Source organism: Micromonospora sp. NPDC005299 (assembly GCF_042872345.1).
Classification (GTDB): Bacteria; Actinomycetota; Actinomycetes; order Mycobacteriales; family Micromonosporaceae; genus Micromonospora.
In genome coordinates, this window is sequence record NZ_JBIAKG010000008.1 from 20,113 (window position 1) to 46,445 (window position 26,333).

Annotated in this window: 26 protein-coding genes; 21 read left to right on the plus strand and 5 right to left on the minus strand. The window is 74.0% G+C overall.

Going from position 1 to position 26,333, the window contains the following annotated elements:
- The first annotated feature begins 44 nt into the window (after window positions 1–44).
- The 10 genes from ACFYPD_RS22205 to ACFYPD_RS22250 all read left to right on the plus strand — a co-directional run bounded on the left by ACFYPD_RS22205 (window position 45) and on the right by ACFYPD_RS22250 (window position 10,884).
- Window positions 45–485, plus strand: coding sequence for a hypothetical protein (locus ACFYPD_RS22205; protein WP_387116567.1), 441 nt, complete (start codon window positions 45–47; stop codon window positions 483–485).
- A gap of 13 nt (window positions 486–498) precedes the next feature.
- A complete protein-coding gene (locus tag ACFYPD_RS22210) occupies window positions 499–1,956 on the plus strand; it encodes a hypothetical protein (RefSeq protein WP_387116570.1) in 1,458 nt (485 codons plus the stop codon).
- Window positions 1,957–1,966: 10 nt separating this feature from the next.
- A complete protein-coding gene (gene mycP, locus ACFYPD_RS22215; RefSeq protein ID WP_387116573.1) occupies window positions 1,967–3,340 on the plus strand; it encodes a type VII secretion-associated serine protease mycosin in 1,374 nt (457 codons plus the stop codon).
- A gap of 245 nt (window positions 3,341–3,585) precedes the next feature.
- Window positions 3,586–4,305 carry a TIGR03936 family radical SAM-associated protein gene (locus ACFYPD_RS22220; RefSeq protein WP_387117333.1) on the plus strand — a complete coding sequence of 240 codons (720 nt, stop codon included), beginning with the start codon at window positions 3,586–3,588 and terminating at the stop codon, window positions 4,303–4,305.
- A 131-nt stretch (window positions 4,306–4,436) separates the two neighbouring features.
- A complete protein-coding gene (locus ACFYPD_RS22225) occupies window positions 4,437–7,475 on the plus strand; it encodes an Rne/Rng family ribonuclease (protein ID WP_387116576.1) in 3,039 nt (1,012 codons plus the stop codon).
- Between the two features lie 117 nt (window positions 7,476–7,592).
- Complete coding sequence (locus ACFYPD_RS22230; protein ID WP_387116579.1) at window positions 7,593–8,066, plus strand: hypothetical protein; 474 nt, start codon at window positions 7,593–7,595, stop codon at window positions 8,064–8,066.
- A gap of 165 nt (window positions 8,067–8,231) precedes the next feature.
- Complete coding sequence (rplU, locus tag ACFYPD_RS22235) at window positions 8,232–8,546, plus strand: 50S ribosomal protein L21 (protein WP_107078949.1); 315 nt, start codon at window positions 8,232–8,234, stop codon at window positions 8,544–8,546.
- A gap of 11 nt (window positions 8,547–8,557) precedes the next feature.
- Window positions 8,558–8,812, plus strand: a complete 255-nt coding sequence (gene rpmA / locus ACFYPD_RS22240) for a 50S ribosomal protein L27 (protein WP_013288010.1) — start codon at window positions 8,558–8,560, stop codon at window positions 8,810–8,812.
- Window positions 8,813–8,900: 88 nt separating this feature from the next.
- Window positions 8,901–10,364 carry a GTPase ObgE gene (gene obgE, locus ACFYPD_RS22245; protein WP_387116582.1) on the plus strand — a complete coding sequence of 488 codons (1,464 nt, stop codon included), beginning with the start codon at window positions 8,901–8,903 and terminating at the stop codon, window positions 10,362–10,364.
- A 70-nt stretch (window positions 10,365–10,434) separates the two neighbouring features.
- Window positions 10,435–10,884: a GNAT family N-acetyltransferase gene (locus ACFYPD_RS22250; protein ID WP_387116584.1), complete on the plus strand. Its 450-nt coding sequence runs from the start codon at window positions 10,435–10,437 to the stop codon at window positions 10,882–10,884.
- 9 nt (window positions 10,885–10,893) lie between these two features.
- On the opposite strand, the gene ACFYPD_RS22255 is transcribed toward ACFYPD_RS22250, so the two are convergent.
- Window positions 10,894–11,553, minus strand: a complete 660-nt coding sequence (locus tag ACFYPD_RS22255; protein ID WP_387116587.1) for a DUF6766 family protein — start codon at window positions 11,551–11,553, stop codon at window positions 10,894–10,896.
- Window positions 11,554–11,676: 123 nt separating this feature from the next.
- Window positions 11,677–12,159, minus strand: coding sequence for a DUF4383 domain-containing protein (locus tag ACFYPD_RS22260; protein WP_387116589.1), 483 nt, complete (start codon window positions 12,157–12,159; stop codon window positions 11,677–11,679).
- A gap of 199 nt (window positions 12,160–12,358) precedes the next feature.
- Between ACFYPD_RS22260 and ACFYPD_RS22265 the strand changes: the two genes are divergently transcribed.
- From ACFYPD_RS22265 to ACFYPD_RS22275, 3 genes are read left to right on the plus strand one after another with little or no spacing between them, the layout of a single operon-like run.
- Window positions 12,359–13,144, plus strand: coding sequence for a hypothetical protein (locus tag ACFYPD_RS22265; RefSeq protein ID WP_387116592.1), 786 nt, complete (start codon window positions 12,359–12,361; stop codon window positions 13,142–13,144).
- Between the two features lie 31 nt (window positions 13,145–13,175).
- Window positions 13,176–13,640: a phage holin family protein gene (locus tag ACFYPD_RS22270; protein WP_387116595.1), complete on the plus strand. Its 465-nt coding sequence runs from the start codon at window positions 13,176–13,178 to the stop codon at window positions 13,638–13,640.
- Complete coding sequence (locus tag ACFYPD_RS22275) at window positions 13,637–14,287, plus strand: DUF3618 domain-containing protein (protein WP_387116598.1); 651 nt, start codon at window positions 13,637–13,639, stop codon at window positions 14,285–14,287. Before ACFYPD_RS22270 ends, ACFYPD_RS22275 begins: the two co-directional genes overlap by 4 nt.
- Window positions 14,288–14,375: 88 nt before the next feature.
- Here the strand turns inward: ACFYPD_RS22275 and ACFYPD_RS22280 are convergent, their stop codons facing one another.
- A complete protein-coding gene (locus ACFYPD_RS22280; protein WP_387116600.1) occupies window positions 14,376–15,506 on the minus strand; it encodes a glycosyltransferase in 1,131 nt (376 codons plus the stop codon).
- A 140-nt stretch (window positions 15,507–15,646) separates the two neighbouring features.
- Between ACFYPD_RS22280 and ACFYPD_RS22285 the strand changes: the two genes are divergently transcribed.
- The 5 genes from ACFYPD_RS22285 (at window position 15,647) to ACFYPD_RS22305 (ending at window position 20,761) form a co-directional block, all read left to right on the plus strand.
- The gene (locus ACFYPD_RS22285; protein WP_387116603.1) at window positions 15,647–16,285 is read left to right on the plus strand and encodes a cyclase; all 639 of its coding nucleotides are present in this window, start codon (window positions 15,647–15,649) and stop codon (window positions 16,283–16,285) included.
- On the plus strand, window positions 16,282–17,460 hold the full coding sequence (locus ACFYPD_RS22290; protein WP_387116606.1) for a zinc-dependent alcohol dehydrogenase: 1,179 nt from the start codon (window positions 16,282–16,284) through the stop codon (window positions 17,458–17,460). Before ACFYPD_RS22285 ends, ACFYPD_RS22290 begins: the two co-directional genes overlap by 4 nt.
- A 63-nt stretch (window positions 17,461–17,523) precedes the next feature.
- The gene (locus ACFYPD_RS22295) at window positions 17,524–17,850 is read left to right on the plus strand and encodes a hypothetical protein (RefSeq protein WP_387116609.1); all 327 of its coding nucleotides are present in this window, start codon (window positions 17,524–17,526) and stop codon (window positions 17,848–17,850) included.
- A 3-nt stretch (window positions 17,851–17,853) separates the two neighbouring features.
- A complete protein-coding gene (locus tag ACFYPD_RS22300; protein ID WP_387116612.1) occupies window positions 17,854–20,301 on the plus strand; it encodes a molybdopterin oxidoreductase family protein in 2,448 nt (815 codons plus the stop codon).
- Window position 20,302: 1 nt separating this feature from the next.
- Entirely contained in the window at window positions 20,303–20,761 is a 459-nt protein-coding gene (locus tag ACFYPD_RS22305; RefSeq protein ID WP_387116615.1) for a hypothetical protein, read from the plus strand.
- Between the two features lie 17 nt (window positions 20,762–20,778).
- On the opposite strand, the gene ACFYPD_RS22310 is transcribed toward ACFYPD_RS22305, so the two are convergent.
- The gene (locus tag ACFYPD_RS22310; RefSeq protein WP_387116618.1) at window positions 20,779–22,026 is read right to left on the minus strand and encodes a cytochrome P450; all 1,248 of its coding nucleotides are present in this window, start codon (window positions 22,024–22,026) and stop codon (window positions 20,779–20,781) included.
- 311 nt (window positions 22,027–22,337) lie between these two features.
- Here ACFYPD_RS22310 and ACFYPD_RS22315 point away from each other — a divergent pair, with 311 nt between their 5' ends.
- Window positions 22,338–22,727 (plus strand): hypothetical protein, encoded by a 390-nt coding sequence (locus tag ACFYPD_RS22315; protein WP_387116621.1) that lies wholly within the window; start codon window positions 22,338–22,340, stop codon window positions 22,725–22,727.
- Between the two features lie 10 nt (window positions 22,728–22,737).
- On the opposite strand, the gene ACFYPD_RS22320 is transcribed toward ACFYPD_RS22315, so the two are convergent.
- Window positions 22,738–22,956, minus strand: coding sequence for a DUF397 domain-containing protein (locus ACFYPD_RS22320; RefSeq protein ID WP_387116624.1), 219 nt, complete (start codon window positions 22,954–22,956; stop codon window positions 22,738–22,740).
- 66 nt (window positions 22,957–23,022) lie between these two features.
- On the opposite strand from ACFYPD_RS22320, the gene pepN reads away from it, so the two are divergent.
- Window positions 23,023–25,539, plus strand: coding sequence for an aminopeptidase N (gene pepN / locus ACFYPD_RS22325; RefSeq protein WP_387116627.1), 2,517 nt, complete (start codon window positions 23,023–23,025; stop codon window positions 25,537–25,539).
- Between the two features lie 104 nt (window positions 25,540–25,643).
- Entirely contained in the window at window positions 25,644–26,240 is a 597-nt protein-coding gene (nadD, locus tag ACFYPD_RS22330) for a nicotinate-nucleotide adenylyltransferase (protein ID WP_151462576.1), read from the plus strand.
- Window positions 26,241–26,333 lie beyond the last annotated feature (93 nt).

Here is a 26,333-nt window from a genome sequence, read left to right on the forward strand (position 1 = left end):
CCGTATTGGACCGGCCGGAGGCCGGCAGCGGGGAGGGCAGCAGCATGGGTGACATCAGGCCGCCGGACACCGGCGATCTGCACGTCAGCGTCGAGGATCTGGACGCCGCGGCGGACTACGTCGAGCGCCTCAAGCAGTATGTCGACGACACCATCAGCTACGAGATGGAACGCATCAAGGAGCGGATGAAGGGCGACAGCAACAACGCGCAGACGGTGCCCAACGGCACGCCGTTCGGCGCGTACGAGGACGCTCGCATGCAGTGGCAGGCGCTGACGAAGTCGACGGCGAACATGGAGGCCCACCTCAAGGCGCTCTCCACCAAGCTCGCCACCCTGAAGCAGGGCACCGAGGACATCGCCAAGGCGTTCCGCGACACCGAGGCCCGCAACGCCGCGAACGGCAAGGAGATCGAGCGGTTGCTGGAATCCGCCGCCCCGCCGCCCGCGACGGGCGAGCAGCCCACCTACCCGTACACGGCCTGAGGGGGAGAGGGTCATGGCTGGAGGAACCTGGGAGCGGTGCGTCCGCGAGGTGACGTTGTCGGCGGATCCGGAGACGGTCGGCTCGGTCGGGACGGGATGGAGCAACCTCTCCACCGGCCTGGGCTACCTGCGGGACTCGCTCGTCGGTCGGTCCTTCGTCGGTCCGATCGCGCCCGGCAAGGAGCGCCCGCACAGCGGCGGCCTGCCCGGCCTGCTCAGCGGCTGGAAGGGCAGCGGCGGCGACGCGTACCGCGAGCACCTGGGCGAGATCGGCAAGGAGATCGAGGATCTCATCACCCACGCGAGCAACGTCAGCGGCGCGCTGTCGCGGATCGAGGGTGACATCCGCAAGTCGGTGGCCAGCATCCCGATCCCGCTGATGGACGACTTCGGCTGGAACGAGTGGAGCCTGCCCAACGGCACCGAGCTCGACGACGCCCGGGACGGCGAGAGCGCCTCGGGCTTCCTGGCCGCGCTCCGCAAGGACTACCAGAGCAACCCGGCCTCGTACGCCGACGGCGCGTTCCGCGACAAGGCAGACGACCTCGAGGCAACCATGAAGGTCGACGGCAACGCCAGCGACAACAAGCGCGGCGGCTGGTGGGACACCAAGTCGCACCTGGACAACTGGTACCGGGACAACCAGCAGGCGGCCAACTCGGCGATGTCGCCGCTGCCCGCCGCCGTGGAGACGGAGCGGCCCAAGCTGGTCGTGCCGACCCCGAGGACCGGGTCCGACGACTACCGTCCCGACGACCGCAAGCCGCCGTCCGGCCTGCCCAGCGGTGGTGGCGGCGGTGGCGGTGGCGCGGGCGGCGGCTTCGGTGGCGGCGCGCCCTCCCTCGGCAGCACCGGCATCGGCGGGGGCGGCGGCGGGGGCTCCTTCGACGGCGGCTCCCTGACGCCCCCGCCCACCACCGGCGGCCCCGACTTCGGCGGCGGGGGCAGCGGCGGCGGCGCGGGCACGTTCACCCCGCCGTCCACCGGCGCGGGCTACCCGGGCACCGGGACGGGCGACCACGACTACGGCACCGGCCTGGCCGGCGCCGGCGGGCCGAGCAGCATCGGCGGTGGCTACGGCGGCACCGGCGGTCTCGGTGGCGGCGTCAACTCCGCGGGGCTCGGCGGCGCCGGTGGCGGCTTCGGTGGCGGTGGCGCCGGCCTCGGCTCGGCCGGCGGCATCGGCGCGGCCGGCGGAGTCGGCATGGGCGGCATCCCCGGCATGGTCGGCGGCGGCAACGGCAAGGTGCCCCCGATGACCAGCGCGGCCAGCGCGCTGCGCAACGCGGCGGGCGCCGGCGCGGGCGCGGGTGGCGCGCGCGGCGCCGGCATGATGGGCGGCGGCATGATGGGCGGCGGGCGCGGGGGCGCCGGGCACGGCGGCTCCGGCAGCGAGCACTCGTCGTGGTTGACTGAGGACGACGATCCGTGGGGCAGCGGTGACGCCGCGTCCCCGGGCATCCTGCGCTGAGGACGGACGGATGAGGTTGCACGTGGGCGCGCTCCGCCCGGTCGCGGCCGGCCTGCTGGCCGGACTCATGGTGCTGGGGGCCGCCCAACCGGCGGCCGCCGCGCCGCGACGGGCCGAGCAGTGGTACCTGGACGAGCTGCGGATCGACCAGGTGCACCGGCTCTCCACCGGCCGCGGGGTGACCGTCGCCGTGGTGGACAGCGGTGTCGACGCCACCCACCCGGAGCTCGCCGGCCAGGTGCTCCCCGGCGGCCGCAGCTACGGCGCTCCTGGCGACGGACGCTCCGACGCGGAGGGTCACGGCACCCACATGGCCGGCATCATCGTGGCGAAGAACGCGGGATCGGACGGGGTGACGGGCATCGCGCCGGGCGCGCGGATCCTGCCGATCAAGACGAAGGCGGGCAAGGGGGAGATCAGCGAGGCGGCGTCGGCCCAGGGCATCCGGATGGCCGTCGACGGCGGCGCCAAGGTGATCAACCTGTCCTACGGCGGCGGGGGTGTGGCCTCCGACGACGAGGAGTCCGCGATCAAATATGCCCTGGACCGGGACGTGGTGGTGGTGGCCGCTGCGGGCAACACCGCCAAGGGGGACGTCGAGGTGACCAGCCCGGCCAACGTCCCCGGGGTGATCGCGGTGACCGGCACCACCCGGGGCGGGCGCTTCTGGTCCGGCTCCGTCCAGGGGCCCGAGGCCGCGGTGGCCGCCCCCGGCGACAGCATCTACAACGCCGGCCGGGACCACGGCTACGGCTGGGGCGACGGCACCTCGGACGCCACCGCGATCGTCTCCGGCATCGCGGCGCTCATCCGGTCGAAGTACCCGGACCTCTCCGCGCCCAACGTGATCAACCGGATCATCCGCACCGCCCGGGACGCCGGCCCGCCCGGCCGCGACCCGCAGTACGGCTTCGGCCGGATCGACCCGGTGGCGGCGCTGACCGCCACGGTGCCGGCGGTCTCGGCGAACCCGCTGCTGGAGCCCGCCGTGGCCAGCCCGGCCCCGCCACAGGCGGCCGAGGACGACGACTTCGACGTCACCGAGTACGGCGACCGCGGCGGCCCCACCGACCAGCAGGTCCTGGTCATCGGCATCGGCATCGCCGTGGTGCTCCTGGTGCTGGTGGCGCTGGTGGTCTTCCTGATCTGGAACCGGCGCCGCTACCGCCGGGAGGCGGCCCGGGCGGCCGCCGTCCCGGACGACCTGCTCGACCAGGGCGCCGGGGGTGCTTACGGCACCCCACCGGTCCCGGCCGGCTACCACGCGCCGCCGGGCGCGCCCGGTGGCCACGTCCCGCCGGGCGCCAACCCCTACGCTCCGCCGCCCGGCCACGTTCCGCCGCCGCCGGGGACGTACCCGCCACCGGGCGGCAACCGGTCCTGAACGCCGGTGGCCGGCCGGGTGACCTGTGGGTCGCCGGCCGGCCATCGTCGTCTCCGGGCGGGGCGGGCATCGCCTCGCTGACCGGTTCGGGCCGGTTCGTCCGGCCGCTTCCGCCGCCCCGGCTGCGGGCCGTGCCGGCCGCTGCGCCAGGATGGAACCGACACGCAGGCACAGCCGAGGAGCTCACGATCGCCAGAAAGCCTCAACCCGAGGGCGGCCAGGCGCCGGTCGTCCAGCGGGTCCGGATCCGGTACGCCAAGCGTGGACCGCTGCGGTTCACCTCGCACCGGGACTTCGCCCGGGCCTTCGAGCGCGCGTTGCGCCGGGCCGGCGTACCGATCGCCTTCTCCCAGGGTTTCACCCCGCACCCCAAGATCTCGTACGCCTCCGCGGCGCCGACCGGCGTGGCCAGCGAGGCGGAGTACCTGGAGATCGGCCTGCGCGAGCCGGTCGACCCGGGGCAGCTGCGGGCGGCCCTGGACGCCGCCCTGTCGCCGGGGCTCGACGTGCTGGACGCGGTGGAGGCCGCCGGCGGCAGCCTGGCCGACCGGATCGAGGCCTCCCGCTGGCGGATCGAGCTGCCCGAGGTCGACCCGGCCGCGCTGGAGCGGGCCGTGAGCGCTTTCACCGCCGCCGAGGAGATCCAGGTCGAGAGGATGACCAAGCAGGGGCGGCGCACCTTCGACGCCCGCGCCGCCGTCATCGCCATCGATACGCTGCCGCCGTCCGAGACGCCTTCCGGGGCGACGGCCGCACCGTGTGCGATACTCGAACTGGTCGTGCGGCAGGTCACCCCGTCCGTACGACCCGATGACGTCCTTTCCGGCCTCCGCGTGGTGGCCGACCTGGAGCCGCCGGTCTCCCCGAGGGTGATCCGGCTGGCGCAGGGAACGCTGACCGCGCAGGGCGAGATCGTCGATCCGTTGGACGCGGATCGCGACGGGGCAGGCATCGGAGAACGCTGACCGTCGGTCAGCGTTCTGGCAGGCAGACTTCGGCGGGCGCGCACCTGCGCGCCCGGCGGAAACACCTTTTGCGGCGACCCTGCGTGGCAGCGCTCACCCGCGCCCGGGGCAGCCAGAACTGGAGAACGTCCATGCTCGAGAACGAGCCCGAGGGCGGCGAACGGACCGGCGCAGAGCCGGCCGAGGCAACCGCCACCAGCAGCATCGACAGCACCGCCGAGGCCAAGCCGCCGGCCCGCAAGCGGGCCAGCCGTCGCAAGGCCGCTCCGCTGAACCAGCCGGAGCAGACCGACGCGCCGGTCGAGGCGGCGACCGCGGCGACCGGGACCGGCGAGACGCCGCAGGCCGAGGTGTTCGCCCCGGTCGCCGGGGACCTGGAGGCCGCGCCGAAGACCCGGCGGCGGCGTAAGGCGACCCCCGCCAAGGCGGTCGAGGAGCCGGTGGCCGTGGCCGGGGTGGAGGCCGCCTCCGACGAGGTGGTGCCGCCGGTCAAGGTCACCCGCACCCGCCGCCGCAAGACCACCCCGCCGCCCGTCGAGGCCGCCACGGACGAGGCGCCGACCGATGCGGCTGCCGAGACCGCCGGGCCGGCGGTCGAGCCGCACGCGGTCGCGGAGCCGCAGGCCGACACCGAGCCGCCGACCGCCCCGGAGCCCCCGGCGCCCGCCGAGGACGAGCCGGAGGACGAGGACGCGGTCGGCGAGGACGCCGAGGACGAGCCGACCCCCGGCAACCGGGGCGCTGACGAGGCCGTCCTGGCCCGCGCCGGCGGCCCGGAGGACCGGACCGGCGAGGTGTCGCCGGGTGCCGCGGTGCCGGGTCCCGTGGAGGAGCCGGCCGAGGAGCCCGCGCCGACCAGCCGTCGGCGCCGCGCCGCGCTCTCCGCGCCGACCGTCCTGTTCATGCCTCCCCAGCCCGAGGAAGCCCCGGTCGTCCGGGTCACCTACCCGGTCGCCGAGGAGCCGATCGAGGAGCCGGCGGAGACCGGCCGGCGCCGCCGCCGTGGTCGTCGCGAGGTCGAGCCGGTCGAGGTCGAGGTCGAGGTCGAGGAGGAGCCGACCGCCGAGGCCGAGGAGATCGCCGAGGCGGAGGAGGACGAGGACGAGGCCGCCATGCGGCGCCGTCGTCGTCGGGGCCGCCGGGGCCGCGGTCGCGGCCGGGGCGCCGAGGAGGCGGAGGACGAGGAGGCCGAGGAGGCCGAGGAGGCCGTCCGGGCCGAGTCCGCCGAGGCCGAGGCCGAGGAGGACGAGGAGGAGGCCGAGGGCGAGGGGATGACCCGTCGTCGCCGTCGGCGTCGCCGCCGCGGCGCGGGTGAGGCGGAGACCGCCGCCGAGGACGGCGTGCCCACCGTCGTCAAGATCCGCGAGCCGCGCAAGGCCGTCGACGAGGTGCAGGGCGTCTCGGGCTCGACCCGGCTGGAGGCCAAGCGGCAGCGCCGCCGGGACGGCCGCGAGCAGCGGCGCACCCGCCCGCCGATTCTCAGCGAGTCGGAGTTCCTGGCCCGCCGGGAGGCGGTCGACCGGGTGATGGCCGTGCGCCAGCGCGGCGACCGGACGCAGATCGCGGTCCTCGAGGACGGCGTGCTGGTTGAGCACTACGTGACCCGCAACTCGTCCGGCACCATGGCCGGCAACGTCTACCTGGGCAAGGTGCAGAACGTCCTGCCCAGCATGGAGGCGGCCTTCGTCGACATCGGGCGCGGCCGCAACGCCGTGCTCTACGCCGGCGAGGTCAACTGGGACACCACCGGTCTGGAGGGCCGCGCCCGCTCGATCGAGCAGGCGCTCAGGTCCGGCGACTCGGTGCTGGTGCAGGTCACCAAGGACCCGATCGGGCACAAGGGCGCCCGGCTGACCAGCCACATCGCGCTCTCCGGCCGGCACCTGGTCTACGTGCCGAACGGCAACGCCTCCGGCATCAGCCGGAAGCTGCCGGACACCGAGCGCAAGCGGCTGCGGGACGTCCTCAAGAAGCTGGTGCCGGACGGCGCCGGGGTGATCGTCCGGACGGCCGCCGAGGGCGCCAGCGAGGACGAGCTGGCCCGGGACGTCAAGCGGCTCCAGGCGCAGTGGGAGGAGATCCAGGCCAAGGCGGCCGAGGGTGGCGCCCCGGTGCTGCTCTACGAGGAGCCCGACCTGGTCATCCGGGTGGTCCGGGACCTGTTCAACGAGGACTTCCGCGAGCTGGTCATCGAGGGCGAACCGGCGTACGACCTGGTCGAGTCCTACCTGTCGCACGTCTCGCCGGACCTGGTCGCCCGGCTGCGCCGGCACGCCGGCACCACCGACGTCTTCGCCGAGTACCGGATCGACGAGCAGATCCTGAAGGGGCTGGACCGGAAGGTCTTCCTCCCCTCCGGCGGCTCGCTGGTGATCGACCGTACCGAGGCGATGACCGTCATCGACGTCAACACCGGCAAGTACACCGGCTCCGGGGGCAACCTGGAGGAGACGGTCACCCGGAACAACCTGGAGGCGGCGGAGGAGATCGTTCGCCAGCTCCGGCTGCGCGACCTCGGCGGCATCGTGGTGATCGACTTCATCGACATGGTGCTGGAGTCGAACCGGGAGCTGGTGCTGCGCCGGCTCACCGAGTGCCTCGGCCGGGACCGCACCAAGCACCAGGTCACCGAGATCACCTCGCTCGGCCTCGTGCAGATGACCCGCAAGCGGATCGGCGCGGGCCTGCTGGAGGCGTTCAGCGAAACCTGCGAGTGCTGCAAGGGCCGGGGCGTCATCATCCACACGGAGCCGGTGCCGGAGAAGCCACGCGGCGGCGCGGGGGAGAAGGTCAAGGCGGTGGCGTCGGCCGTCACCAGCCCCGCCACCGAGGAGAAGGGCCGGCGACGGGGCCGCAAGGCCGCCGCCGAGAAGCCCGCAGCGGAGGTCGCGGAGCAGCCGGCCCCGGCGGCGCCGGAGAAGACCGTCGCCGAGGTGGTCGACAGCTCGGACGACGACTACTACGACACCCAGGGCTACGACCTGTCCCGGTTCGAGACCGAAACGGCGGCCGCCCCGGCGGTGGCCGACAGCCAGCAGGGTGACTCGGCCCGGCTGGCCGCCGCGGACGACCCGGACGCGGTCGGCGACGGGGACGAGGAGGGCGCCGAGAACGGCACCGCCCGCCGGCGCTCCCGGCGCGGCGGCGCGCGGCGGCGCACCCGGCCGTGAGCCGCTGACCTGCACGGCGTTTGACAGGGCCCCTGCACCGGCAACAGAGTCCGGGGCAGGGGCCCTGCCGTCTCCGTCGACCCCCGGTCGGGACGGCCGGCCCCGGAGGGAGGAGACATGCGTCGCGTGTTCGCGGTCACCGCGCTGACCGGGGTCCTGCTGGCCGGCGCGGGCTGCGCCGACCGGGGCGAGGACCCCTTCGCGGTGGGCTTCGCCTCACCGGCCCCACCGCCGACGGCGGCCACACCGGCCCCGACCGTCACCGGGGACGCCGGCGCCTGCGCCCGCGCCAAGCAGGCGGGCTCCGCCGCCGTGCAGACGTACGTGTTCAAGCTGGCCGAGATGCTGCGCGCCACCGGCCGCGGCGACCGTGAGACCGCGGACGCCGCCCGACGGGACGCGGAGACGGCTCTCACCGGCTGGCGGGACGCGCTGCGGGAGCAGTCCGGGCAGGCCGCCGACCCGCGGCTGCGTACCCTGTTGGCGGACCTGGCCACCGAGGTGGGCGGGCTCGGCACCGACGTGCAGGCGATCGACGAGACCGAGTTCGACCGGCTCCAGGGGCGGCTCGACGAGCTCTGCCCGGCCTGACCGGGCAGCCCGGTTTGGGCGGCGGGCCGGGTATGGCGTACGCTTGCCTGCGGCGCACTTTGGTGTGCCGAGTTCCCGCGTGCCCGCGCTGCCGGTGTCACGGCTCCCGGCGAGACGCCGTGGGAACGACCGCCAGCAGCCTCAACGACAGGGAGTCCGCCTCCGATGTACGCGATCGTCAAGACCGGCGGCAAGCAGTACAAGGTCGCCGAGGGCGACGTGATCGAGGTCGAGAAGCTCGCCGGTGCCCCCGGCGACGCGGTGAAGCTCACCGCGGTGCTCCTCGTCGACGGTGACGACCTGGTGACCGACGCGACGAAGCTTGCCAATGTCGCGGTGTCCGGCGAGATCGCCGCGCACACCAAGGGCCCGAAGATCCGGATCCACAAGTTCAAGAACAAGACCGGCTACCACAAGCGCCAGGGTCACCGCCAGCCGCTGACCCAGGTCAAGGTGACCGGCATCTCCAGCGGGAAGTAGGTCGTCCTCCAATGGCTCACAAAAAGGGTGCGTCCAGCTCGCGTAACGGTCGCGATTCCGCGGCCCAGCGGCTCGGCGTGAAGCGCTTCGGTGGTCAGGTCGTCAGCGCGGGTGAGATCCTCATCCGTCAGCGTGGCACCAAGTTCCACCCCGGTGACCTGGTCGGCCGTGGCGGCGACGACACGCTGTTCGCGCTGGCTGCCGGCTCGGTCCAGTTCGGCACCAAGCGCGGTCGCAAGACCGTCAGCATCGTGCCGCAGCAGTAGTTCGAAGGCGTTGCGGGCCGGGACCTCGGGTCCCGGCCCGCTTCGTCTTTTCTCACGCGGGGCGTGCCCCGCTGGAAGGATTGGCGTCGTGACGACGTTCGTTGACCGGGTCGTCCTGCACATGCAGGCCGGCGACGGCGGGCACGGCTGTGTCTCCATCCACCGGGAGAAGTTCAAGCCCTTCGGCGGGCCCGACGGGGGCAACGGCGGGCACGGCGGCAGCGTCTCGCTGGTCGTCGACCCGCAGGTGACCACGCTGCTCGATTTCCACTTCCGCCCGCACATGAAGGCCGAGAACGGCAAGGGCGGGGCCGGCTCGAACCGGGACGGCGCCAACGGCCACGACCTGATCATCAAGGTGCCGAACGGCACCGTGGTGCAGACCCTCGACGGCGAGGTCCTGGCCGACCTGGTCGGCGCGGGCACCACCTTCGAGGCGGCGCGGGGCGGACGCGGCGGCCGGGGCAACGCCTCGCTGGCGAACGCCCGGCGCAAGGCCCCCGGCTTCGCCGAGCTGGGCGAGCCCGGCGACCGGCTCGACGTGGTGCTGGAGCTCAAGAGCGTCGCCGACGTCGGCCTGGTGGGGTTCCCCTCCGCCGGCAAGTCCTCGCTGATCTCGGTGATCTCCGCCGCCAAGCCGAAGATCGCCGACTACCCGTTCACCACCCTCGTGCCGAACCTGGGCGTCGTCCGGGTGGACAACCACACCTTCACCGTCGCCGACGTGCCGGGGCTGATCCCGGGCGCGGCCACCGGCAGGGGGCTGGGCCTGGAGTTCCTCCGTCACGTCGAGCGGTGCGCCGTGCTGGTGCACGTGGTCGACACGGCGACGCTGGAGCCGGGCCGGGACCCGCTCGCCGACATCGACGCCATCGAGTCCGAGCTGACCCAGTACGGCGGCCTGACCGACCGCCCCCGCCTGGTGGCGCTCAACAAGATCGACGTGCCGGACGGGCGGGACCTCGCCGACATCGTCCGGCCCGACCTGGAGGCCCGCGGCTTCCGGGTGTTCGACGTCTCCACCGCGACCCGGGAGGGGCTGCGGGAGCTGATGTACGCGATGGCCGAGCTGGTCGACCAGGGCCGCCGCGCCGCGCCGCCGGTCGAGCCGACCCGGATCGTGATCCGGCCGAAGGCGGTCGACGACACCGGCTTCACCATCGAGGCCGAGGACGACGGCTCCTTCACCGTCCGGGGCAACCGCCCGGAGCGCTGGGTCAAGCAGACGAACTTCGACAACGACGAGGCGGTGGGCTACCTGGCCGACCGGCTGGCCCGCCTCGGCGTGGAGGAGAAGCTGGCCAGGGCCGGCGCCCAGGCGGGCGACCTGGTCCGGATCGGCGACCGGGAGTTCGACTGGCAGCCCACCCTCTACGCCGGGGTCGACTTCGTCCCCGGCAACCGGGGCACCGACGTCCGGCTGGAGGACAAGGCGACCCGCCTCTCCGCCGCGGAGCGGCTGGCCGCCCGCAAGGCGCGCCGGGTGCGCCCGGAGGACGAGGTGGCGGCCGCACCGCAGGACGACGCCGACGACGACGAGGACTGGGAGTAGTTCCGCTCCGTCCGTTCTCGGGACGGTGGCCGGAAACCTCCGCGAAATCCGGTCGTCCTACCGTGACGAAATGCTGATCGAATCCCGTCCCGCCACCGATCCCGAGATCGCCGCCCTGGTCGCCGCGCAGCAGCGGGAGCTGCGCGAGGCCGACGGCGGCCTGGACGGGCAGGCGACGATCACCCACGACGACATCCGCTACCTGGCGGTGGTCGAGGGCGGCCGGGCGGTCGCCTGCGGCGGCCTCCAGTCCCTCGACGCCGACACCGGCGAGCTGAAGCGGATGTACGTCCGGCCGGCGTACCGGGGGCGGGGGATCGCCCGGCAGTTGCTGGCCGCCCTGGAGGAGTTGGCCTTCCGGCAGGGGCACACCACCGTGTGCCTGGAGACCGGCACCTATCTGCCGGCCGCCATCGGCCTCTACCGGTCCTGCGGCTACCAGCCCATTCCCGTGTACGGCGAGTACGTCGACAACCCGTACAGCGTCTGCTTCGCCAAGCGGCTGCCGGTCGCCGCCTGAGGCGGACCCTTACGCGCCGGTCTCGGCGTGGGCCGCGGTGACCGGCTTGGACTCGGGGCTGGCGTGCTGGCGCAGCACGATGCTGAGCAGGATCAGCACGCCCACGGCGAGGAACTCGCTCTGCCAGTTCTGCATCGACTGGAACCAGAAGTCGCTGGTGCCGAGGAACTGCCAGGCGCTGATCGGGGCGGCCCCGCTCTGCAACGCCTGCTCCTCGTTGTAGGCGGCCACGCCGCCGAACAGGTGCCCCAGGAGCGAGCCCGCGAAGATCATGAACAGCGCGAGGGAGAGGCTGTTCCGGTAGACCGCCAGCGGCAGGCCGCCGGCCCGCACCGGCCAGGGGGAGTCCGAGGTCGCATGCCGCCGGTCGTCGTCGGGCCGGTCCGTCTGGCCCTCCGGCTTCGACTCGGCCGAGCCCTTCTGCACCAGGTACGCGGTGAGCAGCACGTAGCCGCCCATCTGGAGGAACTCCGACTCCCAGTTCTCGAAGACCGCCTCGGCGAAGTGCCCGGTGCCCAGGTACGCCCACCAGCTCAGCGGCGCGGCGCCGTACTCGGCCAACTCCTCGTTGTGCACCTGCCAGCCGAACACGCTCTGCAACACCAGGAAGATCACGAATGCGCCGAGCATGGCGACCGTGAGTGCGTTGTTCCGCAACCACCGTGGCATCGCCGGACCTCCTCGTCCCGCCGGGGTTACTCCCCGTGGTGGTCCTGGTGCCCCGGCCGATCAGTGGGCAAACGCGGCCCGGCGTGTCGCGGGCGACGCCGCCCGAACGGGTGACGGCGCTGGTCAGGGTCGGTCGAGGGGCGTGTCCGGCCGCCCGCCGGTGCCCACCTCGTTGTTGAGCAGCAGGCCCAGCGCGAGCATGCCGAAGCCGAGGAAGAGGTGCAGCCAGTTGTCGGCGTCGTTGAACGGCACGAAGTTCGCCGCGGTCTCCCGGTCGATGGCGAAGCCGTACAGCCAGAGGCCCAGGTAGGCCGCGCCGCCGCCGGCCAGGAACAGCCGCGCCCCGGCGATCCGGCGGGCCAGCACGAGGCCGACCAGGCCGAAGAGCAGGTGCAGCAGGTTGTGCAGGATCGACACCTGGAACAGGCCGATGAGCTTGGCCTCCGAGTGGTGGCCGGCGAACTTCAGGTCGCCGTAGTGGGTGGTGAAGCCGGGGACGAAGCCGAGCACACCGATCAGCACGAAGACGGCGGCCACCGCGAGGGCGACCTTCTGGATCGGCGGCCGGGTCCGGGCCGCGGCGCGTCCGCGCACGGCACGTGCCATCGCTGTCACCTCCGTGGAGCTCACCGCCGCCCGGGCGGGCAGACCCTCCATTGTGTGACCGGCGCGGGGCACGTCCGCAGAGAAATCACGAATCAGGCATGGACCCGGCGACCTGGGGTAGGGATTCCGACACGCCGGCAGCAACGTCGGCGTGATCCCCCGAGCACAACCGCTACGAATTCCGAGCGGAAGGGACACCATGACTTACGATCTCTCATCCACGTCCGGCACGTACGAGTCGACCAACGGCGGCGGGGTCCGTGACCAGGCCCGCCAGGTCGGCAACGAGGCCGCCAACGCGGGCGGCGCGGTCGCCCAGACCGCCAAGGAGCAGGGTCAGGAGGTCGTGGGCGAGGCCAAGCGCCAGGCCCGCAACCTCTACGGCGAGGCCCGGAACCAGGTCACCGCCCAGACCAGCCAGCAGCAGCAGCGCGCGGCGAGCGGGCTGCGCTCGCTGGCCGAGGAGATGCGCTCGATGGCGCAGAACGGCGGCGGCGCGGGCCCGGTCACCGAGCTGGCCCACCAGGCCGCCGACCGGGTGCACGGCGTGGCCGGCTGGCTCGAGGAGCGCGAGCCGGGCGACCTGCTCCACGAGGTGAAGACCTACGCCCGCCGCAACCCGGGCACCTTCCTGCTCGGCGCCGCCCTGCTCGGCGTGGTCGCCGGCCGGCTGACCCGGAACATCGCGGCGATCGGCGACGGCGCCGACGGTGTCCGGCCGGCGTACGACCCGGACCGGACCGCGGTCATCCCGACCTCGCGGGCCGTGCCGGAGCAGGTCCCGCCGGGCGGCTATCTCGACCCGACCCCCGGCACGTACGCCGAGCCGGACCCGGGCTACTCCGCGCCGGGCGCGACCTACCCGGCCGGCGGTGCTCCGAACACCTGGGCCGACCCGGAGGGTGGCACCGGCCAGCCGCTGCCCCCGCCGAGCCGGACCGACCCCCTGCCGGGCGTGCCGTCCAGCGGCGTCAACCGTCCGTGACCGGCCGGACCGGCAGAAGGGAGGCGACGGCATGAGCATGCCGACGCAGGGGTCCGGACTGGACTCCGGCTACCAGGCGGCGGGCGCGCCGCCCACCGCGGACGAGGTCCGGGGCAGCTCGATCGGTGAGCTGATGCGCCAGGTCACCACCGACCTCTCCACGCTGTTGCGCCAGGAGGTCGAGCTGGCCAAGGCCGAGATCCGCCAGGAGGGGAAGAAGGCGGGCAAGGCCGCCGGCCTCTTCGGCGGCGCCGGCTTCGGCGGCTACATGGTGGCGCTCTTCGTCTCCATCGCGCTGTGGCAGTTCCTGGACAACGTGATGGATTCGGGCCTGGCCGCGCTGATCGTGGCCGTGATCTGGGCCGTGATCGCCGGGGTCCTCTACTCGATGGCGAAGAAGAACGCCGAGCGGATCCGCGGCCTCAAGCAGACCAACGACAGCGTGCAGCGCATCCCCGACGCGCTCAAGCCGCACCCGGAGGGAGTCACCCGATGAGCACCGACCCCGACCAGATCCGCCGGGAGATCGAAGCCACTCGCACCAACCTGAGCTCGGACGTGGACGCCCTGGCGTACAAGGTCAGCCCGAGCCGCATCGTCGACGACCGCAAGCAGCGCGTCCGCAGCGCGCTGACGAATGTGAAGGACAAGGTGATGGGAACCGCATCGGATCTCGGCCACAGCACGGGCTACGCCGCCCACTCGGTGGGCGACCACGCCTCCTCGGCGGCGTCCACCGTCGGCGACAAGGCGCACGCCGCCGCCTCGACCGTCGGCGACGCCGCCCAGCGGGCGCCGCAGGTGCTGCGGGAGAAGTCCGAGGGCAACCCGATCGCCGCCGGCGTGATCGCCTTCGGCGTCGGCATGCTGGTGTCCTCGCTGATCCCGGCCACCCGCCGCGAGCAGCAGGTCGCCGCGCAGGTCAAGGAGAAGGCCGCCGAGCACGGCGGCGTGGTCAAGGAGAAGCTCGCCGAGGTCGCCGGGGAGCTGAAGGAGGAGCTGCGCGAGCCGGCGCAGCACGCCACCGAGTCGGTGAAGTCGACCGCGCAGGACGCCGTGCACGCGGTCAAGGACGACACGAAGTCCGCCGCGCAGGACGTCAAGGACACCGCGCAGCAGTCCCGCGACCAGGTGCGGTACTGACCACCAACATCCCTACGCCACAGCTCGCGGCCACGCCCCGCACCATGCCGGGGAGTGGCCGCGAGCTGTCGCGTGCGGGGTCGCCGGTTCAGCGCGGCAGCCGGTCCGCCCGGACCGGGGCCGGCGCGGCGCCGGTCTCCACCCAGAGCACCAGGTCGTCGGGGCGGCGCTCGGCGAGCCGGCGGCGCAGCGCCCGCGTGGAGTGCGCCGCCGGACGGGCGTCCGCGCCGGGCCGGCCGCCGCGCACCCGGCGGCCCACGGCGAGCCAGGCGCAGACCCCGCGTTCCAGCAGCCAGAGCGGTGCCGCGAGCGAGGTGTGCGCCGGGAAGACGCGGGCAGCGCCGGCCCGTCGCCGGCCCAACTCGGCCACGGCCACCGTCGCCACCCCGGCCCTCAGCAGCAGCCCTGGCTTGCGCGCGGCGAGCGCGGCCGCCGCGGCCGGCAGCACCGCCAGCGCGGCCAGCAGCCACCCCGGTCGGGCCAGCTCGTCGTACGCGCGCCGGACCCGCTGCCTCTGCAAGCGCGCGGCGGTCGGCGGGAGCCGGCGCACGTACAGCCAGGCGGGGGTCGCCGTGGCGCCGCCGTACGCGCGGACCGTCCGAACCAGCTCCAGGTTCTCGGCGAGCACGTCCGGGTCGTAGCCGCCCATCGCCAGGAAGGTGCTCCGGCGCACCGCGAGGGTGCCCGGCGAGTCGCCGCCGAGCGCCCGGTGGAGCAGCGTCCCGCCGGTGTCCCACCAGGCGTGCCAGGGCAGCGGGTCGACGTGGTTCTGCGGCCGGACCAGGTCCACCCGGTCGAGCAGCCCGTGCACGGCGCGCAGCCCCGCGAGGTCGTAGCGGACGTCGTGGTCGGCGACCACCACGTGCTCGTGGCGGGCCAGGGCGACGCCGGTCAGCACGCCGAGCGCCGTGGGGTTGCGCCCGCGCAGCGCGGGATCGGGCGGGACGTGCCGGACCAGCCCCCGCCACGCGGCGGCGTGCCGGGCGAACAGCTCCGGCGGCGACCCGTCGACCACGATCACATCCACCCACCGGCTCAGCTCGCGCAGGTAACCGGTCAGCTCGGTCCCGCCGGTGTCGTCGTCCGGGCGCAGCGGCAGGACGTACGCCAGTGGAAGCCGGTCCGGCGCGGACGCGGCGCCGGGGTCGAGGCGGGCGAGCGCCTCCTGGTTGCCGCCGGCCGGACGGTGCCGGCCGGACTGGCTGGGGTCGAAGGCCACGGCGCGCCCCTCTCGGTCGGGCAGGGACGGCAGCGTGCCCGAAATTTCGGTGATCAAACCGTTTCGCCGTTTCGACGCCCTCGGGCCGGGTAGCGCTCCGGGACGCGGGCGGTCCGAGGCGCCCCGGTGGAGGAGACGTGATGAGCAGCAACGCGACGAGGTGGGCGTTGGCCGGCGCGGCCACGGTGACCGCGCTCGGGGTCGGTCGGGTGGTGGCTCGGCGACGGCGTCGGCACCAACCCGACCGGGCGGATGGCTGGTACGTCGTCCACCGGGGAATCACCGTGGACCGGCCGATGGAGGCGGTGATCGGCTTCTGGACCGACCGGGAACGGCTGGACCGCGGGCTCGCCGAGTGGGTGACCCTGGAGCAGCTCGACGACAACCGGTGGCGCTGCGTGGCGAGGGACGCGGCCGGCGGCGGCACCGGGTGGCGGGCCGAGATCACCGTCGACGGCCCGGGCCGGCTGAGCTGGCGGGTCACCGACGGACCGGTGGCCCAGCAGGGGCGGGTCGAGCTCGTGCCGGCGCCGCAGGACCGGGGCACCGAGATTCGTGCCCAGCTGCGCTGGCGGTCCGGCCCGGTACGCCGGGCGCTCGGCCTGGTCGGCGGGGACGACCCGGACCTCGCGCTGCGCAGCGCCCTGCGGAGGATCAAGTCGCTGATCGAGACCGGCCAGGTGCTGGACACCCGCCACGACCCGTCAGGGCGCAGCCCGAAGCAGGAGCAGGCGACCGACCGGATCCGGGAGAAGCTGATGGCGGGAGGCCGGCCGTGAGGGCGCTGTGCTGGGAGGGCGTCGGCAAGCTGGCCGTACGCGACGTGCCGGAGCCGACCATCCGGTCGGGCGGCGACATCATCGTCAAGGTGCGGGCCAGCAGCGTGTGCGGCTCCGACCTGCACCTGATCAACGGATACCTGCCGGCGATGCGCGAGGGCGACATCCTCGGCCACGAGTTCATGGGCGAGGTGGTGGAGACCGGCCCCGACGTGCGGCGGATCAAGGTCGGCGACCGGGTGGTCGTCGGCTCGGTGGTGGCCTGCGGCGGCTGCTGGTACTGCCGCACCGAGCAGTACTCGCTCTGCGACAACTCCAACCCGCAGCCGGTCTTCACCGAGAAGCTCTGGGGCCACTCGCCGGCCGGCATCCTGGGCTACTCGCACGCGGCCGGCGGCTACTCGGGCAGCCACGCCGAGTACATCCGGGTGCCGTTCGGCGACGTCGGCGCGTTCACCGTGCCCGACGGGGTGCCGGACGACTCGGTGGTGTTCGCCTCCGACGCCATGCCGACCGGCTGGATGGCGGCCGACTTCTGCGGTCTCAAGGGCGGCGAGGTGGTCGCCGTCTGGGGCGCCGGCGGGGTGGGACAGATGGCCGCCCGGTCCGCGCAGATCCTCGGCGCCGAGCGGGTCGTCGTCATCGACCGGCTGCCGGAGCGGCTGGCCACCGCCACGCAGCGACTCGGCGTCGAGACGATCAACTACGCGGAGACCGACGTGCTGGAGGCGCTGCGCGAGATGACCGCCGGGCGCGGGCCGGACGCCTGCATCGAGGCGGTCGGCATGGAGTCGCACGACGTCGGGCCGACCTACGCGTACGACCGGGCGAAGCAGAGCGCCAGGCTGCAGACCGACCGGCCGACCTCGGTCCGGCAGGCGATCATGGCGTGCCGCAAGGGCGGCACGGTGAGCATCGTCGGAGTGTACGGCGGCCTGGTGGACAAGTTCCCGCTCGGCGCGGCCATGAACAAGGCGCTGGTGCTGCGGATGGGGCAGATGCACGCCCAGCGCTACATCCCGATGCTGCTGGACCGGATCGCGATCGGCGAGATCGACCCCGGCTACCTGGCCACCCACCCGATGTCGCTGGAGGAGGGCGCCCGGGGCTACGAGATCTTCCAGAAGAAGGAGGAGGGCTGCCTGCGGACCGTGCTGCACCCGCAGGCGGCCTGACCGGGCGGCGATCGCCGGGACGTGCGTCGATTCGAAATCGGGCGGCGGGGTACAGCACCTCCCATGCCCGCCGACTTCGATGAGTCGCCGTCCCGGCCCGCCGCGCGGGCCTTCGCCGGCAGCGCGGTCGCCGTGGTGGTGGCCGGCGCGGTCGCCCTGCTGACCCGGCAGCCGTGGCTGTTCCCCAGCCTCGGTCCGGCGATCATGCTGCACGTCGAGCAGCCCGGCGGGCAGGAGTCCTCGCCCCGCAACACCGTCGTCGGGCACCTGGTGGCGCTGCTCGCCGGGTACGCGTTCGCCGCCGTGCTGCTGGTGACCGTGGTGGACCTGCTGTTCAACCGGGCGACCGGCCGGCCGACGCCGCTCTGGGCGGCGCCGAAGGAGGGATGAGCGGTGGTGGACCGGATCGCGGACCCCTGGGGGCCGCGCACGCCGTACGGGCCGGCGGAGCGCTGGCCGGTGCGGGTGGACACCTACCTGGCCGACGGGCGCACCGAGGCCGACGTGCAGCGGTGGGTGCCCAGCGCCTCGATCCTGCACTCCAACGGCGACGCCATGGACATCGCCGTGGCCAACGACCGGATCGTCGGGGTCCGGGGCCGGGCCGGGGACCGGATCAACCACGGCCGGGTCGACCCGAAGGACCTCTACGGCTGGCAGGCCAACCACAGCCCGGACCGGCTGCGCCGGCCGCTGGTCCGGGAGGGGGACCGGCTGGTCGAGACCGACTGGGACACCGCGATGGGCCGGATCGTGGCCCGGTCGAAGGAGCTGCTGGGCGGCCCGGGGGGCTGGGGGCACTTCGGCTTCTACACCAGCGGGCAGCTCTTCCTGGAGGAGTACTACACGCTCAGTGTGATCGGAAAGGCCGGGCTGGGCACCCCGCACATGGACGGCAACACGCGGCTCTGCACCGCCACCGCCGCCGCGGCGCTCAAGGCGTCCTTCGGCACCGACGGGCAACCCGGCTCGTACACGGACGTGGACCACTGTGACGCGATCGCGCTGTGGGGGCACAACGTCGCGGAGACCCAGACGGTGCTCTGGATGCGCATGCTGGACCGGCGGCGCGGGCCGAACCCGCCGGCCATGCTCGCCGTCGACCCGCGCGCCACCCCGGTGGCGCGGGAGGCCGACGTGCACCTGGCGCTGCGCAACGGCACCAACCTGGCGCTGCTCAACGGGCTGCTCCGCGAGTTGATCCACCGCGGCTGGTACGACGAGGCGTACGTCCGGGCGCACACGCTCGGCTTCGAGGAGCTGTGCCAGGTGGTGGAGGACTACCCGGTCGCGAAGGTGGCCGAGATCTGCGACCTGCGGGCCGCGGACATCGAGCGCGCCGCCGAGCTGCTCGGCGGATCGGAGCGGCTGCTCTCCACCGTCCTCCAGGGCTTCTACCAGTCCAACCAGGCCACTGCGGCCTCCTGCCAGGTGAACAACCTGCACCTGATCCGCGGCATGCTCGGGCGGCCCGGCGCCGGGCTCTACCAGATGAACGGGCAGCCCACCGCGCAGAACAACCGCGAGTGCGGCGCGGACGGCGACCTGCCCGGCCTGCGCAACTGGGCCAACGAGGAGCACATCGCCGAGCTGGCCCGGCTGTGGAACGTCGAGGTCGACACCATCCCGCACTGGGCGCCGCCGACCCACGCCATGCAGATCTTCCGGTACGCCGAGCAGGGCTCGATCAAGCTGCTCTGGATCTCGGCCACCAACCCGGCGGTCTCCCTGCCCGACCTGGCCCGGATCCGCCGGATCCTGGCGAACCGCGAGCTGTTCGTGGTGGTGCAGGACCTCTTCCTGACCGAGACCGCCGAACTGGCCGACGTGGTGCTGCCGGCCGCCACCTGGGGTGAGAAGACCGGCACGTTCACCAGCGTCGACCGGACCGTGCACATCTCCGAGAAGGCGGTCGAGCCGCCCGGCGAGGCCCGACCCGACCTCGACATCTTCCTCGACTACGCGCGCCGGATGGACTTCCGGGACAAGGACGGCGGCCCGCTGATCACCTGGACCGGGCCGGAAGAGGTGTTCGAGGCGTGGAAGGAGTGCTCGCGCGGCCGGCCCTGCGACTACACCGCGATCACCTACGAGAAGCTGCGCTCCGGCGGCATCCAGTGGCCGTGCACCGACGAGCACCCGGACGGCACCGAGCGGCTCTACACCGACGGGGTGTTCAACACCGACCCGGACTACTGCGAGTCGTACGGCCACGACCTGGCCACCGGGGCCGAGCTGCTGCCCGGGGAGTACCGGGCCAAGCAGCCCGGCGGGCGGGCGTTCCTGCACGCCACGCCGTACCAGCCGTCGCCGGAGGTGCCGAGCGCGGACTTCCCGCTGCTGCTCACCACCGGGCGGACCGTCTACCAGTTCCACACCCGGACCAAGACCGGCCGGGCGAGCCAGCTCGTGCACGCCGCCCCCGAGTCGTGGGTGGAGGTCAACCCGGCCGACGCCGACCGGCTCGGCATCGGCGAGGGCGACCTGGTCCGGATCGAGTCGCCGCGCGGCGTCGTCCGCGCCCGGGCCCGCATCTGCGGGGTACGCCCCGGCGTGGTCTTCCTCCCCTTCCACTACGGCTACTGGGACGCGGCCGACGGCGCCGGCCCGGGCGAGGGGCGGCACGACCGGGCGGCCAACGAGCTGACCATCACCGCCTGGGACCCGGTCTCCAAGCAACCGATCTTCAAGGTGGCGGCGGTGCGCGTGGTGAAGGAGGCCGACTCGGGCGGCCGGCCCTCGCCCGCTCCCACGGTGGGCGGCTCCGCCCCGCCGGAGGGCTCCGGGATCCCGGCCACCGTCGGCGGGCCGGCCGCCGAGGCGCCGTCGAGGGGGGAATGACATGAACCTGGCGCACTATCTCGGCCTGCTGCACAAGGCCCAGGAACGGCTCGGCGACGCGTTCACCGAGGTGGGGGCGGCGCACGGGGACGAGCCGGACGTTTTCCACACCTGCGAGAAGCTGGCCAAGCAGTGCCACGCACACGCGGAGAAGCTGGCGCCCTTCGCCCGCCGGTACGCCGCGGAGGCCCCGGCCGAACCGGACCGGCTGCACTCCGAGCTGTTCTCCGGCACCCGGACCGGGCCGATCGGGCTGCTCCGCGACCTCCAGGACCTCTACCTGATGGCCGCCGAGTGCGACATCTGCTGGACCGTGGTCGGTCAGGCCGCGTACGGGGCCCGGGACGAGGACCTGCTCGGGGTGGTGCGGGCCTGCGAGCAGGAGACCGCGATCCAGCTCAAATGGCTGCGCACCCGGATGAAGCAGGCCGCCCCGCAGGCGCTCGTGGTGGCTTCATGACGGTCGGGCCACGGTGATCACGCGGTCCGGCGTACCCCGTCGACGACCAGGCCGCTGGGCGGCAGGGCGGGCATCCGGCCCAGGTCCAGCGCCAGGTCCTGCGGCGGAACCCGGTAGCTCATCGACCCGGTCAGGTTGCCGACCGCCCGTTTCAGCAGCTCGATCGTGATCCACTCGCCGGCGCAGCGGTGGCCGGTGAAGTGGTCGCCGCCGCCCTGCGGGACCAGCCGGAATGGGTCGCCCCGCCAGCCGTCGAACCGCTCCGGCCGGAACTGCTCCGGCTCCGGCCAGAGCTGCGGGTGGTGGTTGGTGCCGTAGAGGTCGAGCAGCACCCGTCGGCCCTGCGGGAAGGCGTACCCCTGCCACTCGAACGAGCGCCGGACCCGGGCCGCGGCGACCGCGAAGAACGGGTAGTAGCGCCGTACCTCCTGCACGAAGCTCTCGGCCGTCGCGTCGTCGCCGCGGACCCGGTCGCGCCAGTGCGGGTGGTCGTGCAACGCCAGCGCGGCGAAGACCACGAAGCGGTCCACCGCGACCGTCGGGCGGAGCACGTTGAGCAGCTCCACCGCCGCGATCCGACGCGGCAGCAGGATGCCCCGCTCGTCCCGGTGCTCGGCGACGACCCGCAGCGCGCTGCCCTCGGGCGCGGGCAGCGCGCCGGAGCGCACCCGCTCGATCACCTCGCCGGCCCACCGTTCGGCGCGGCGGCGGCCGAGCCGGCCCCGCCAGTGCCCCGGGCCGACCACGGCCGGTCCCTCGATCATCGCGTGCATCTCGCCGGTCCGGCGGGGCACGTCGGCGTCGGCCAGCGGCACCCCGGCCCAGGCCCAGACCGCCCGGGTCAGCATCCGGCCCACCTCGTCGTAGAGCGGCACCGGCCCGGACTCCGCCCACGCCGGGATCCGGGCCCGCCACTCGTCGTCGAAGAGCTGCCCGAGGTGGCGGACCGCCGCCGGCGTCATGATCGACATGAACATCCCCTTGCGGTCCCGGTGCGCCGCGCCGTCGAGGCCCTGGACGCCGCCGACCCCGGTCAGGGTGCGCTGCCCGCGCATCGGCATGGCGCCGCGCCGGACGAAGCGCTCGTTGTCGTAGAACAGCTCGGCGGCGGGGCGACCACGCAGGCAGATGGTCGGCTCCAGCAGCAGCCGGGTCTGGAAGATGTCGCTGCCGAGGCGGTCGCACCGCGCGCCGACGAACCGGTAGCCCTCGCGGAGGAACGCCAGCGTGCTCTCCGGGCTGCGGTCGCTCGGGATGGTGCTCATCGGCGCTCCTGACGCGGCTCGGCGGCCCTGCACGGTCGCTGCGCTACCTACCCGGGCCGGCGCGGGCAAATCCTCGGCCCGGTTCCGCGGGTCTGCGCCGCCGGCGCTTCCGCACCACCCCAACCTCGGCCACCCGGGTTCGGCGGTCGCGGCGGCGGCGCGCCCGGGGAGGGGCCGGCGGAGAGCGCGGAAGCTGGCCCCTCCCAGGACGCGGAAAAGCTGGTTGTCTTCGGGCCGGGGCCGGCGGCGGCCGGCCCCGCACCCGCCGGCGCGACCGCCGACGGGACGGCCACCGGCGACGGGGAGGACGGATGCGGGACAACAGGGCGGCACACTGGCGGCACCGGCGGGCGGTGACCGGGCTGCGGCGCGGCGACCGGGAGGAGCCGCTGGTCGGACCGCCCCGGCGTGTCGCGGCCCGGCCCCCGCGGCACTTCACGGTGCACCTCGGCTTCGAGGCGGCCGACCCGGGCGCCGCGCGGGAGCTGGCGGTGGCGTACGCCGAGGCGCTCGGCCTGCTCCGCCCGGAGCTGGCGCTCGGCGCGGCGGCGCTCTCCCCGGCCGACGCCTGGCACCGCGCGGAGCGGCTGTTCTGCGGGGCGGTCGGCCCCGACGGCGAGCGCTGCGTGGACGTGGCCGGGCACCCGGGCTTCCACCACGCTCCCGGCCCGGGCGGGCTCGGCTGGGGCGACGGTGACTGAGCGCGGGGGCTCAGTCCAGGTCGAACTCGCCGTCCTGGGCGCCCGCCACGAAGGCGTCCCACTCGTCCTGGGTGAAGACCAGCACCGGCCCGTCCGGCTCGGCCGAGTTGCGCATCCCGATCAGGTCGCCGACGAAGGCCACCTCGACCGCACTCTCGGACGCGTCGCCCTCGGCCCGCTGCCAGACCGCCCGAGACAGGTCGAAATCGCCCTTGGGGTGCTGACCCATCGTTGTTCCTCCATCGCCGTGCGTATCGGGGGAGCCCGCTCGGACCCCATCGGGCAGGATAAGCGGATGCCGAGCCTGACCCGTGTAGAGGCGACCGCGCGTGGCGCGTTGATTACCGTCGAGTCCTACCAGGTGGACCTCGACCTGACCGGCGACGCCGAGCGCTTCCGCTCCACCGTCACCATCCGGTTCCGGGCGACCCCCGGCGCCGAGACCTTCGCCGAGGTCAAACCCCTGCGACTGCTGGGGGCGCGCCTCAACGACCAGGACCTCGACCCGGCCCTGCTCGACGACAACCGCCTGCCGCTGACCGGGCTGGCCTCGACCAACACGCTGACCGTCAGCACCGAGATGGCCTACTCGAACACCGGCGAGGGGATGCACCGCTTCGTCGACCCGGCCGACGGCGAGACCTACCTCTACGCCATGTCCTTTCTCGACGACGTGCAGCGCATCTTCGCCGCGTTCGACCAGCCCGACCTCAAGGCCCCGGTGACCCTCGCGGTGACCGCCCCGCCGGAGTGGACGGTGGCCGCCAACGGCCAGGTCGCCGACCGGCCGGCGCCGGGGCGCTGGGAGTTCGCGCCCACCGCGCCGCTGGCGACGTACTTCGTCACGCTGATCGCCGGCCCCTGGCACGTCCGGCAGAACGAGCACGACGGCATCCCGCTCGCCGTCTACTGCCGCAAGTCCCTGGCCGCGCACCTGGACGCCGACGCCGACGAGATCTTCACCGTGACCAGGCAGTGCCTCGACCGGTTCCACCAGCTCTTCGCCGAGCGCTACCCGTTCGGCAAGTACGACCAGGCGTTCGTCCCCGAGTTCAACGCCGGCGCCATGGAGAACCCGGGCCTGGTGACCCTGCGCGACGACTACATCTTCCGCTCGGCGGTCACCGACAGCCAGCGGGAGCTGCGGGCCACCACCATCGCCCACGAGATGGCGCACATGTGGTTCGGCGACCTGGTCACCATGCGCTGGTGGGACGACCTCTGGCTGAACGAGTCGTTCGCGGAATACCTGGGCACCCGGGTCACGGCCGAGGCCACCCGCTTCACCCAGGCGTGGACCACCTTCGCCATGCGCCGCAAGGCCTGGGGTTACGCGGCCGACCAGCGGCCCTCCACCCACCCGGTGGCCCCGGAGGAGGTGGCCGACGCCGCCCAGGCGCTGCTCAACTTCGACGGCATCTCCTACGCCAAGGGCGCCAGCGTGCTGCGCCAGCTGGTGGCGTGGGTCGGCGACGAGCCCTTCCTGGCCGGCCTGAACGCGCACTTCGCCAAGCACCGGTTCGGCAACGCCACCCTCGCCGACCTGCTGGAGAGCCTCAGCGCCGCCAGCGGGCGGGACCTGGCCGACTGGGCCGAGCGCTGGCTGCGCCGACCCCAGGTCAACACGCTGCGGATGGAGACCGCGGTCGACGCCGACGGCCGCTGGAGCGAGGTGGCGGTGGTGCAGACCGCGCCGGAGACCCACCCGGTGCTGCGCCCGCACCGCATCGGCGTGGCCCGTCATGCCCCCGACGCCCCGGCGCACCGCTTCGAGGTCGACCTCGACCCGGCCGCCGACCGGGGCCGCACCGTGCTGGCCGAGCTGGTCGGGCAGCGGGCCACCGGCCTGCTGCTGCCCAACGCCGGTGACCTCACCTTCGCCAAGATCCGGCTCGACCCCGCCTCGGCGGACGCGGTGCCGATGGTGCTCCCGGGGCTGGCCGATCCGCTGGCGCGGGCGCTGCTCTGGGGGGAGGCGCTGGACGCCGCCACCGACGGCGAACGGCCGGTGACCTCGGTGGTCGCGCTGATCGCGGCGGCGCTGCCGGCCGAGACCGAGGTGATCATCGCGGAGGACGTGCTCAGCCTCAGCCGCAACCTGGTCGACCGCTACCTGGACCCGCTGGCCCGGGACTCGGCCCTGCTCCGCGTCGCCGGAGCCTGTGCCAACCTGCTGGCCGGCGCCCCGGCCGGCGGCTCGCTGCAACTCGCCGCGGCCCGGGGACTCATCGGCGCGACCACCGACACCGGGCTGCTCGCCGGCTGGCTGGGCGGCGAGGGCGTGCCGGAGGGGCTGGCGGTCGACGCCGACCTGCGCTGGGCGCTGCTGCGCCGGCTGGTGGTGCTCGGTGCGGCCGGTGAGCCCGAGATCGCCGCCGAGGCGGCCGCCGACCGCAGCGCCACCGGGGCCGAGCGGGCCGCGAGCTGCCGGGCCGCGCTGCCCGACGCCGACGCCAAGCGGGCCGCCTGGGAGATCGTCACCCGCAACACCGACCTCTCCAACCGCCTCGTGGAGGCGACCGCGGAGGGCTTCTGGCAGCCGGAGCAGCCCGAGTTGACCGCCGGCTACGTCGAGCGCTACTTCGCGGACATGCCGGCCGCCGCACGGCTGCGTACCCCCTGGACGGCGGACCGGGTCGCCACCCTGGCCTTCCCCCGCTACGCCGTGGCCCAGACCACCCGGGAGTTGGCCGCGGCGCTGCTGGCCCGCGACGACCTCACGCCCGGGCTGCGCCGGCGGGTCGTCGACCTCGACGACGATCTGCGCCGCGCCCTGGTCGCCAGGACCGCGGTGGCCGCCGCGGGCGCCTGACCCGCCGACCGCGCCGGGCGGGGGTGTGACCCCGACCGGCGCGGTCCGTGGGACGCCCGGCGGCCCCGCCCGACCGCCGGCGCGCCCCGGCCTACGATCGCGGGGTGGAGGAAGACATCCGGCGGATCGGGATCATGGGCGGCACCTTCGACCCCATCCACCACGGGCACCTGGTGGCCGCCAGCGAGGTGGCGGACCGGTTCGGCCTGGACGAGGTCGTCTTCGTCCCCACCGGCCAGCCGTGGCAGAAGGCGGACGAACCGGTCAGCTCGCCGGAGGACCGCTACCTCATGACGGTGATCGCCACGGCGTCGAACCCCCGCTTCCAGGTCAGCCGGGTCGACATCGACCGGGGCGGCCCCACCTACACGGTCGACACCCTGCAGGACCTGCATGACGAGTACGGCCCGAAGGTGCAGCTCTTCTTCATCACCGGCGCGGACGCGCTGGAACGCATCCTGTCCTGGAAGGAAGTGGACCGGATGTTCGAGCTGGCCCACTTCATCGGGGTGACCCGTCCCGGCTTCGAGCTCACCGACAAGCACCTGCCCGCCGACACGGTGAGCCTGGTGCAGGTCCCCGCCATGGCGATCTCCTCGACCGACTGCCGGGCCCGGGTGGCCCGGGGTGAGCCGGTCTGGTACCTGGTGCCCGACGGTGTGGTGCAGTACATCGCCAAACGGCGGCTCTACCAGCGGTGAATCCGCCCGGAACGGCGGCCTTTGTCCGCGTAATCGACCAGAACTGACAAGTCGTCGCCCGCCCGGGTGTGAGAGGCTTGGAGGGTCGCACGG

Excerpts from the sequence above, each read along its gene's own strand:
- ACFYPD_RS22230 (WP_387116579.1), top strand. The coding sequence starts at position 7,593 with ATGCGTCGCGTGTTCGCGGTCACCGCGCTGACCGGGGTCCTGCTGGCC.
- rpmA (WP_013288010.1), top strand. The coding sequence starts at position 8,558 with ATGGCTCACAAAAAGGGTGCGTCCAGCTCGCGTAACGGTCGCGATTCC.
- ACFYPD_RS22305 (WP_387116615.1), top strand. The coding sequence starts at position 20,303 with ATGAACCTGGCGCACTATCTCGGCCTGCTGCACAAGGCCCAGGAACGG.
- ACFYPD_RS22310 (WP_387116618.1), bottom strand. The coding sequence starts at position 22,026 with ATGAGCACCATCCCGAGCGACCGCAGCCCGGAGAGCACGCTGGCGTTC.
- ACFYPD_RS22315 (WP_387116621.1), top strand. The coding sequence starts at position 22,338 with ATGCGGGACAACAGGGCGGCACACTGGCGGCACCGGCGGGCGGTGACC.
- ACFYPD_RS22320 (WP_387116624.1), bottom strand. The coding sequence starts at position 22,956 with ATGGGTCAGCACCCCAAGGGCGATTTCGACCTGTCTCGGGCGGTCTGG.
- ACFYPD_RS22255 (WP_387116587.1), bottom strand. The coding sequence starts at position 11,553 with ATGCCACGGTGGTTGCGGAACAACGCACTCACGGTCGCCATGCTCGGC.
- ACFYPD_RS22265 (WP_387116592.1), top strand. The coding sequence starts at position 12,359 with ATGACTTACGATCTCTCATCCACGTCCGGCACGTACGAGTCGACCAAC.
- mycP (WP_387116573.1), top strand. The coding sequence starts at position 1,967 with ATGAGGTTGCACGTGGGCGCGCTCCGCCCGGTCGCGGCCGGCCTGCTG.
- ACFYPD_RS22285 (WP_387116603.1), top strand. The coding sequence starts at position 15,647 with ATGAGCAGCAACGCGACGAGGTGGGCGTTGGCCGGCGCGGCCACGGTG.
- ACFYPD_RS22225 (WP_387116576.1), top strand. The coding sequence starts at position 4,437 with ATGCTCGAGAACGAGCCCGAGGGCGGCGAACGGACCGGCGCAGAGCCG.
- ACFYPD_RS22275 (WP_387116598.1), top strand. The coding sequence starts at position 13,637 with ATGAGCACCGACCCCGACCAGATCCGCCGGGAGATCGAAGCCACTCGC.
- ACFYPD_RS22270 (WP_387116595.1), top strand. The coding sequence starts at position 13,176 with ATGAGCATGCCGACGCAGGGGTCCGGACTGGACTCCGGCTACCAGGCG.
- ACFYPD_RS22260 (WP_387116589.1), bottom strand. The coding sequence starts at position 12,159 with ATGGCACGTGCCGTGCGCGGACGCGCCGCGGCCCGGACCCGGCCGCCG.
- pepN (WP_387116627.1), top strand. The coding sequence starts at position 23,023 with ATGCCGAGCCTGACCCGTGTAGAGGCGACCGCGCGTGGCGCGTTGATT.
- ACFYPD_RS22295 (WP_387116609.1), top strand. The coding sequence starts at position 17,524 with ATGCCCGCCGACTTCGATGAGTCGCCGTCCCGGCCCGCCGCGCGGGCC.
- rplU (WP_107078949.1), top strand. The coding sequence starts at position 8,232 with ATGTACGCGATCGTCAAGACCGGCGGCAAGCAGTACAAGGTCGCCGAG.
- ACFYPD_RS22250 (WP_387116584.1), top strand. The coding sequence starts at position 10,435 with ATGCTGATCGAATCCCGTCCCGCCACCGATCCCGAGATCGCCGCCCTG.
- ACFYPD_RS22205 (WP_387116567.1), top strand. The coding sequence starts at position 45 with ATGGGTGACATCAGGCCGCCGGACACCGGCGATCTGCACGTCAGCGTC.
- ACFYPD_RS22210 (WP_387116570.1), top strand. The coding sequence starts at position 499 with ATGGCTGGAGGAACCTGGGAGCGGTGCGTCCGCGAGGTGACGTTGTCG.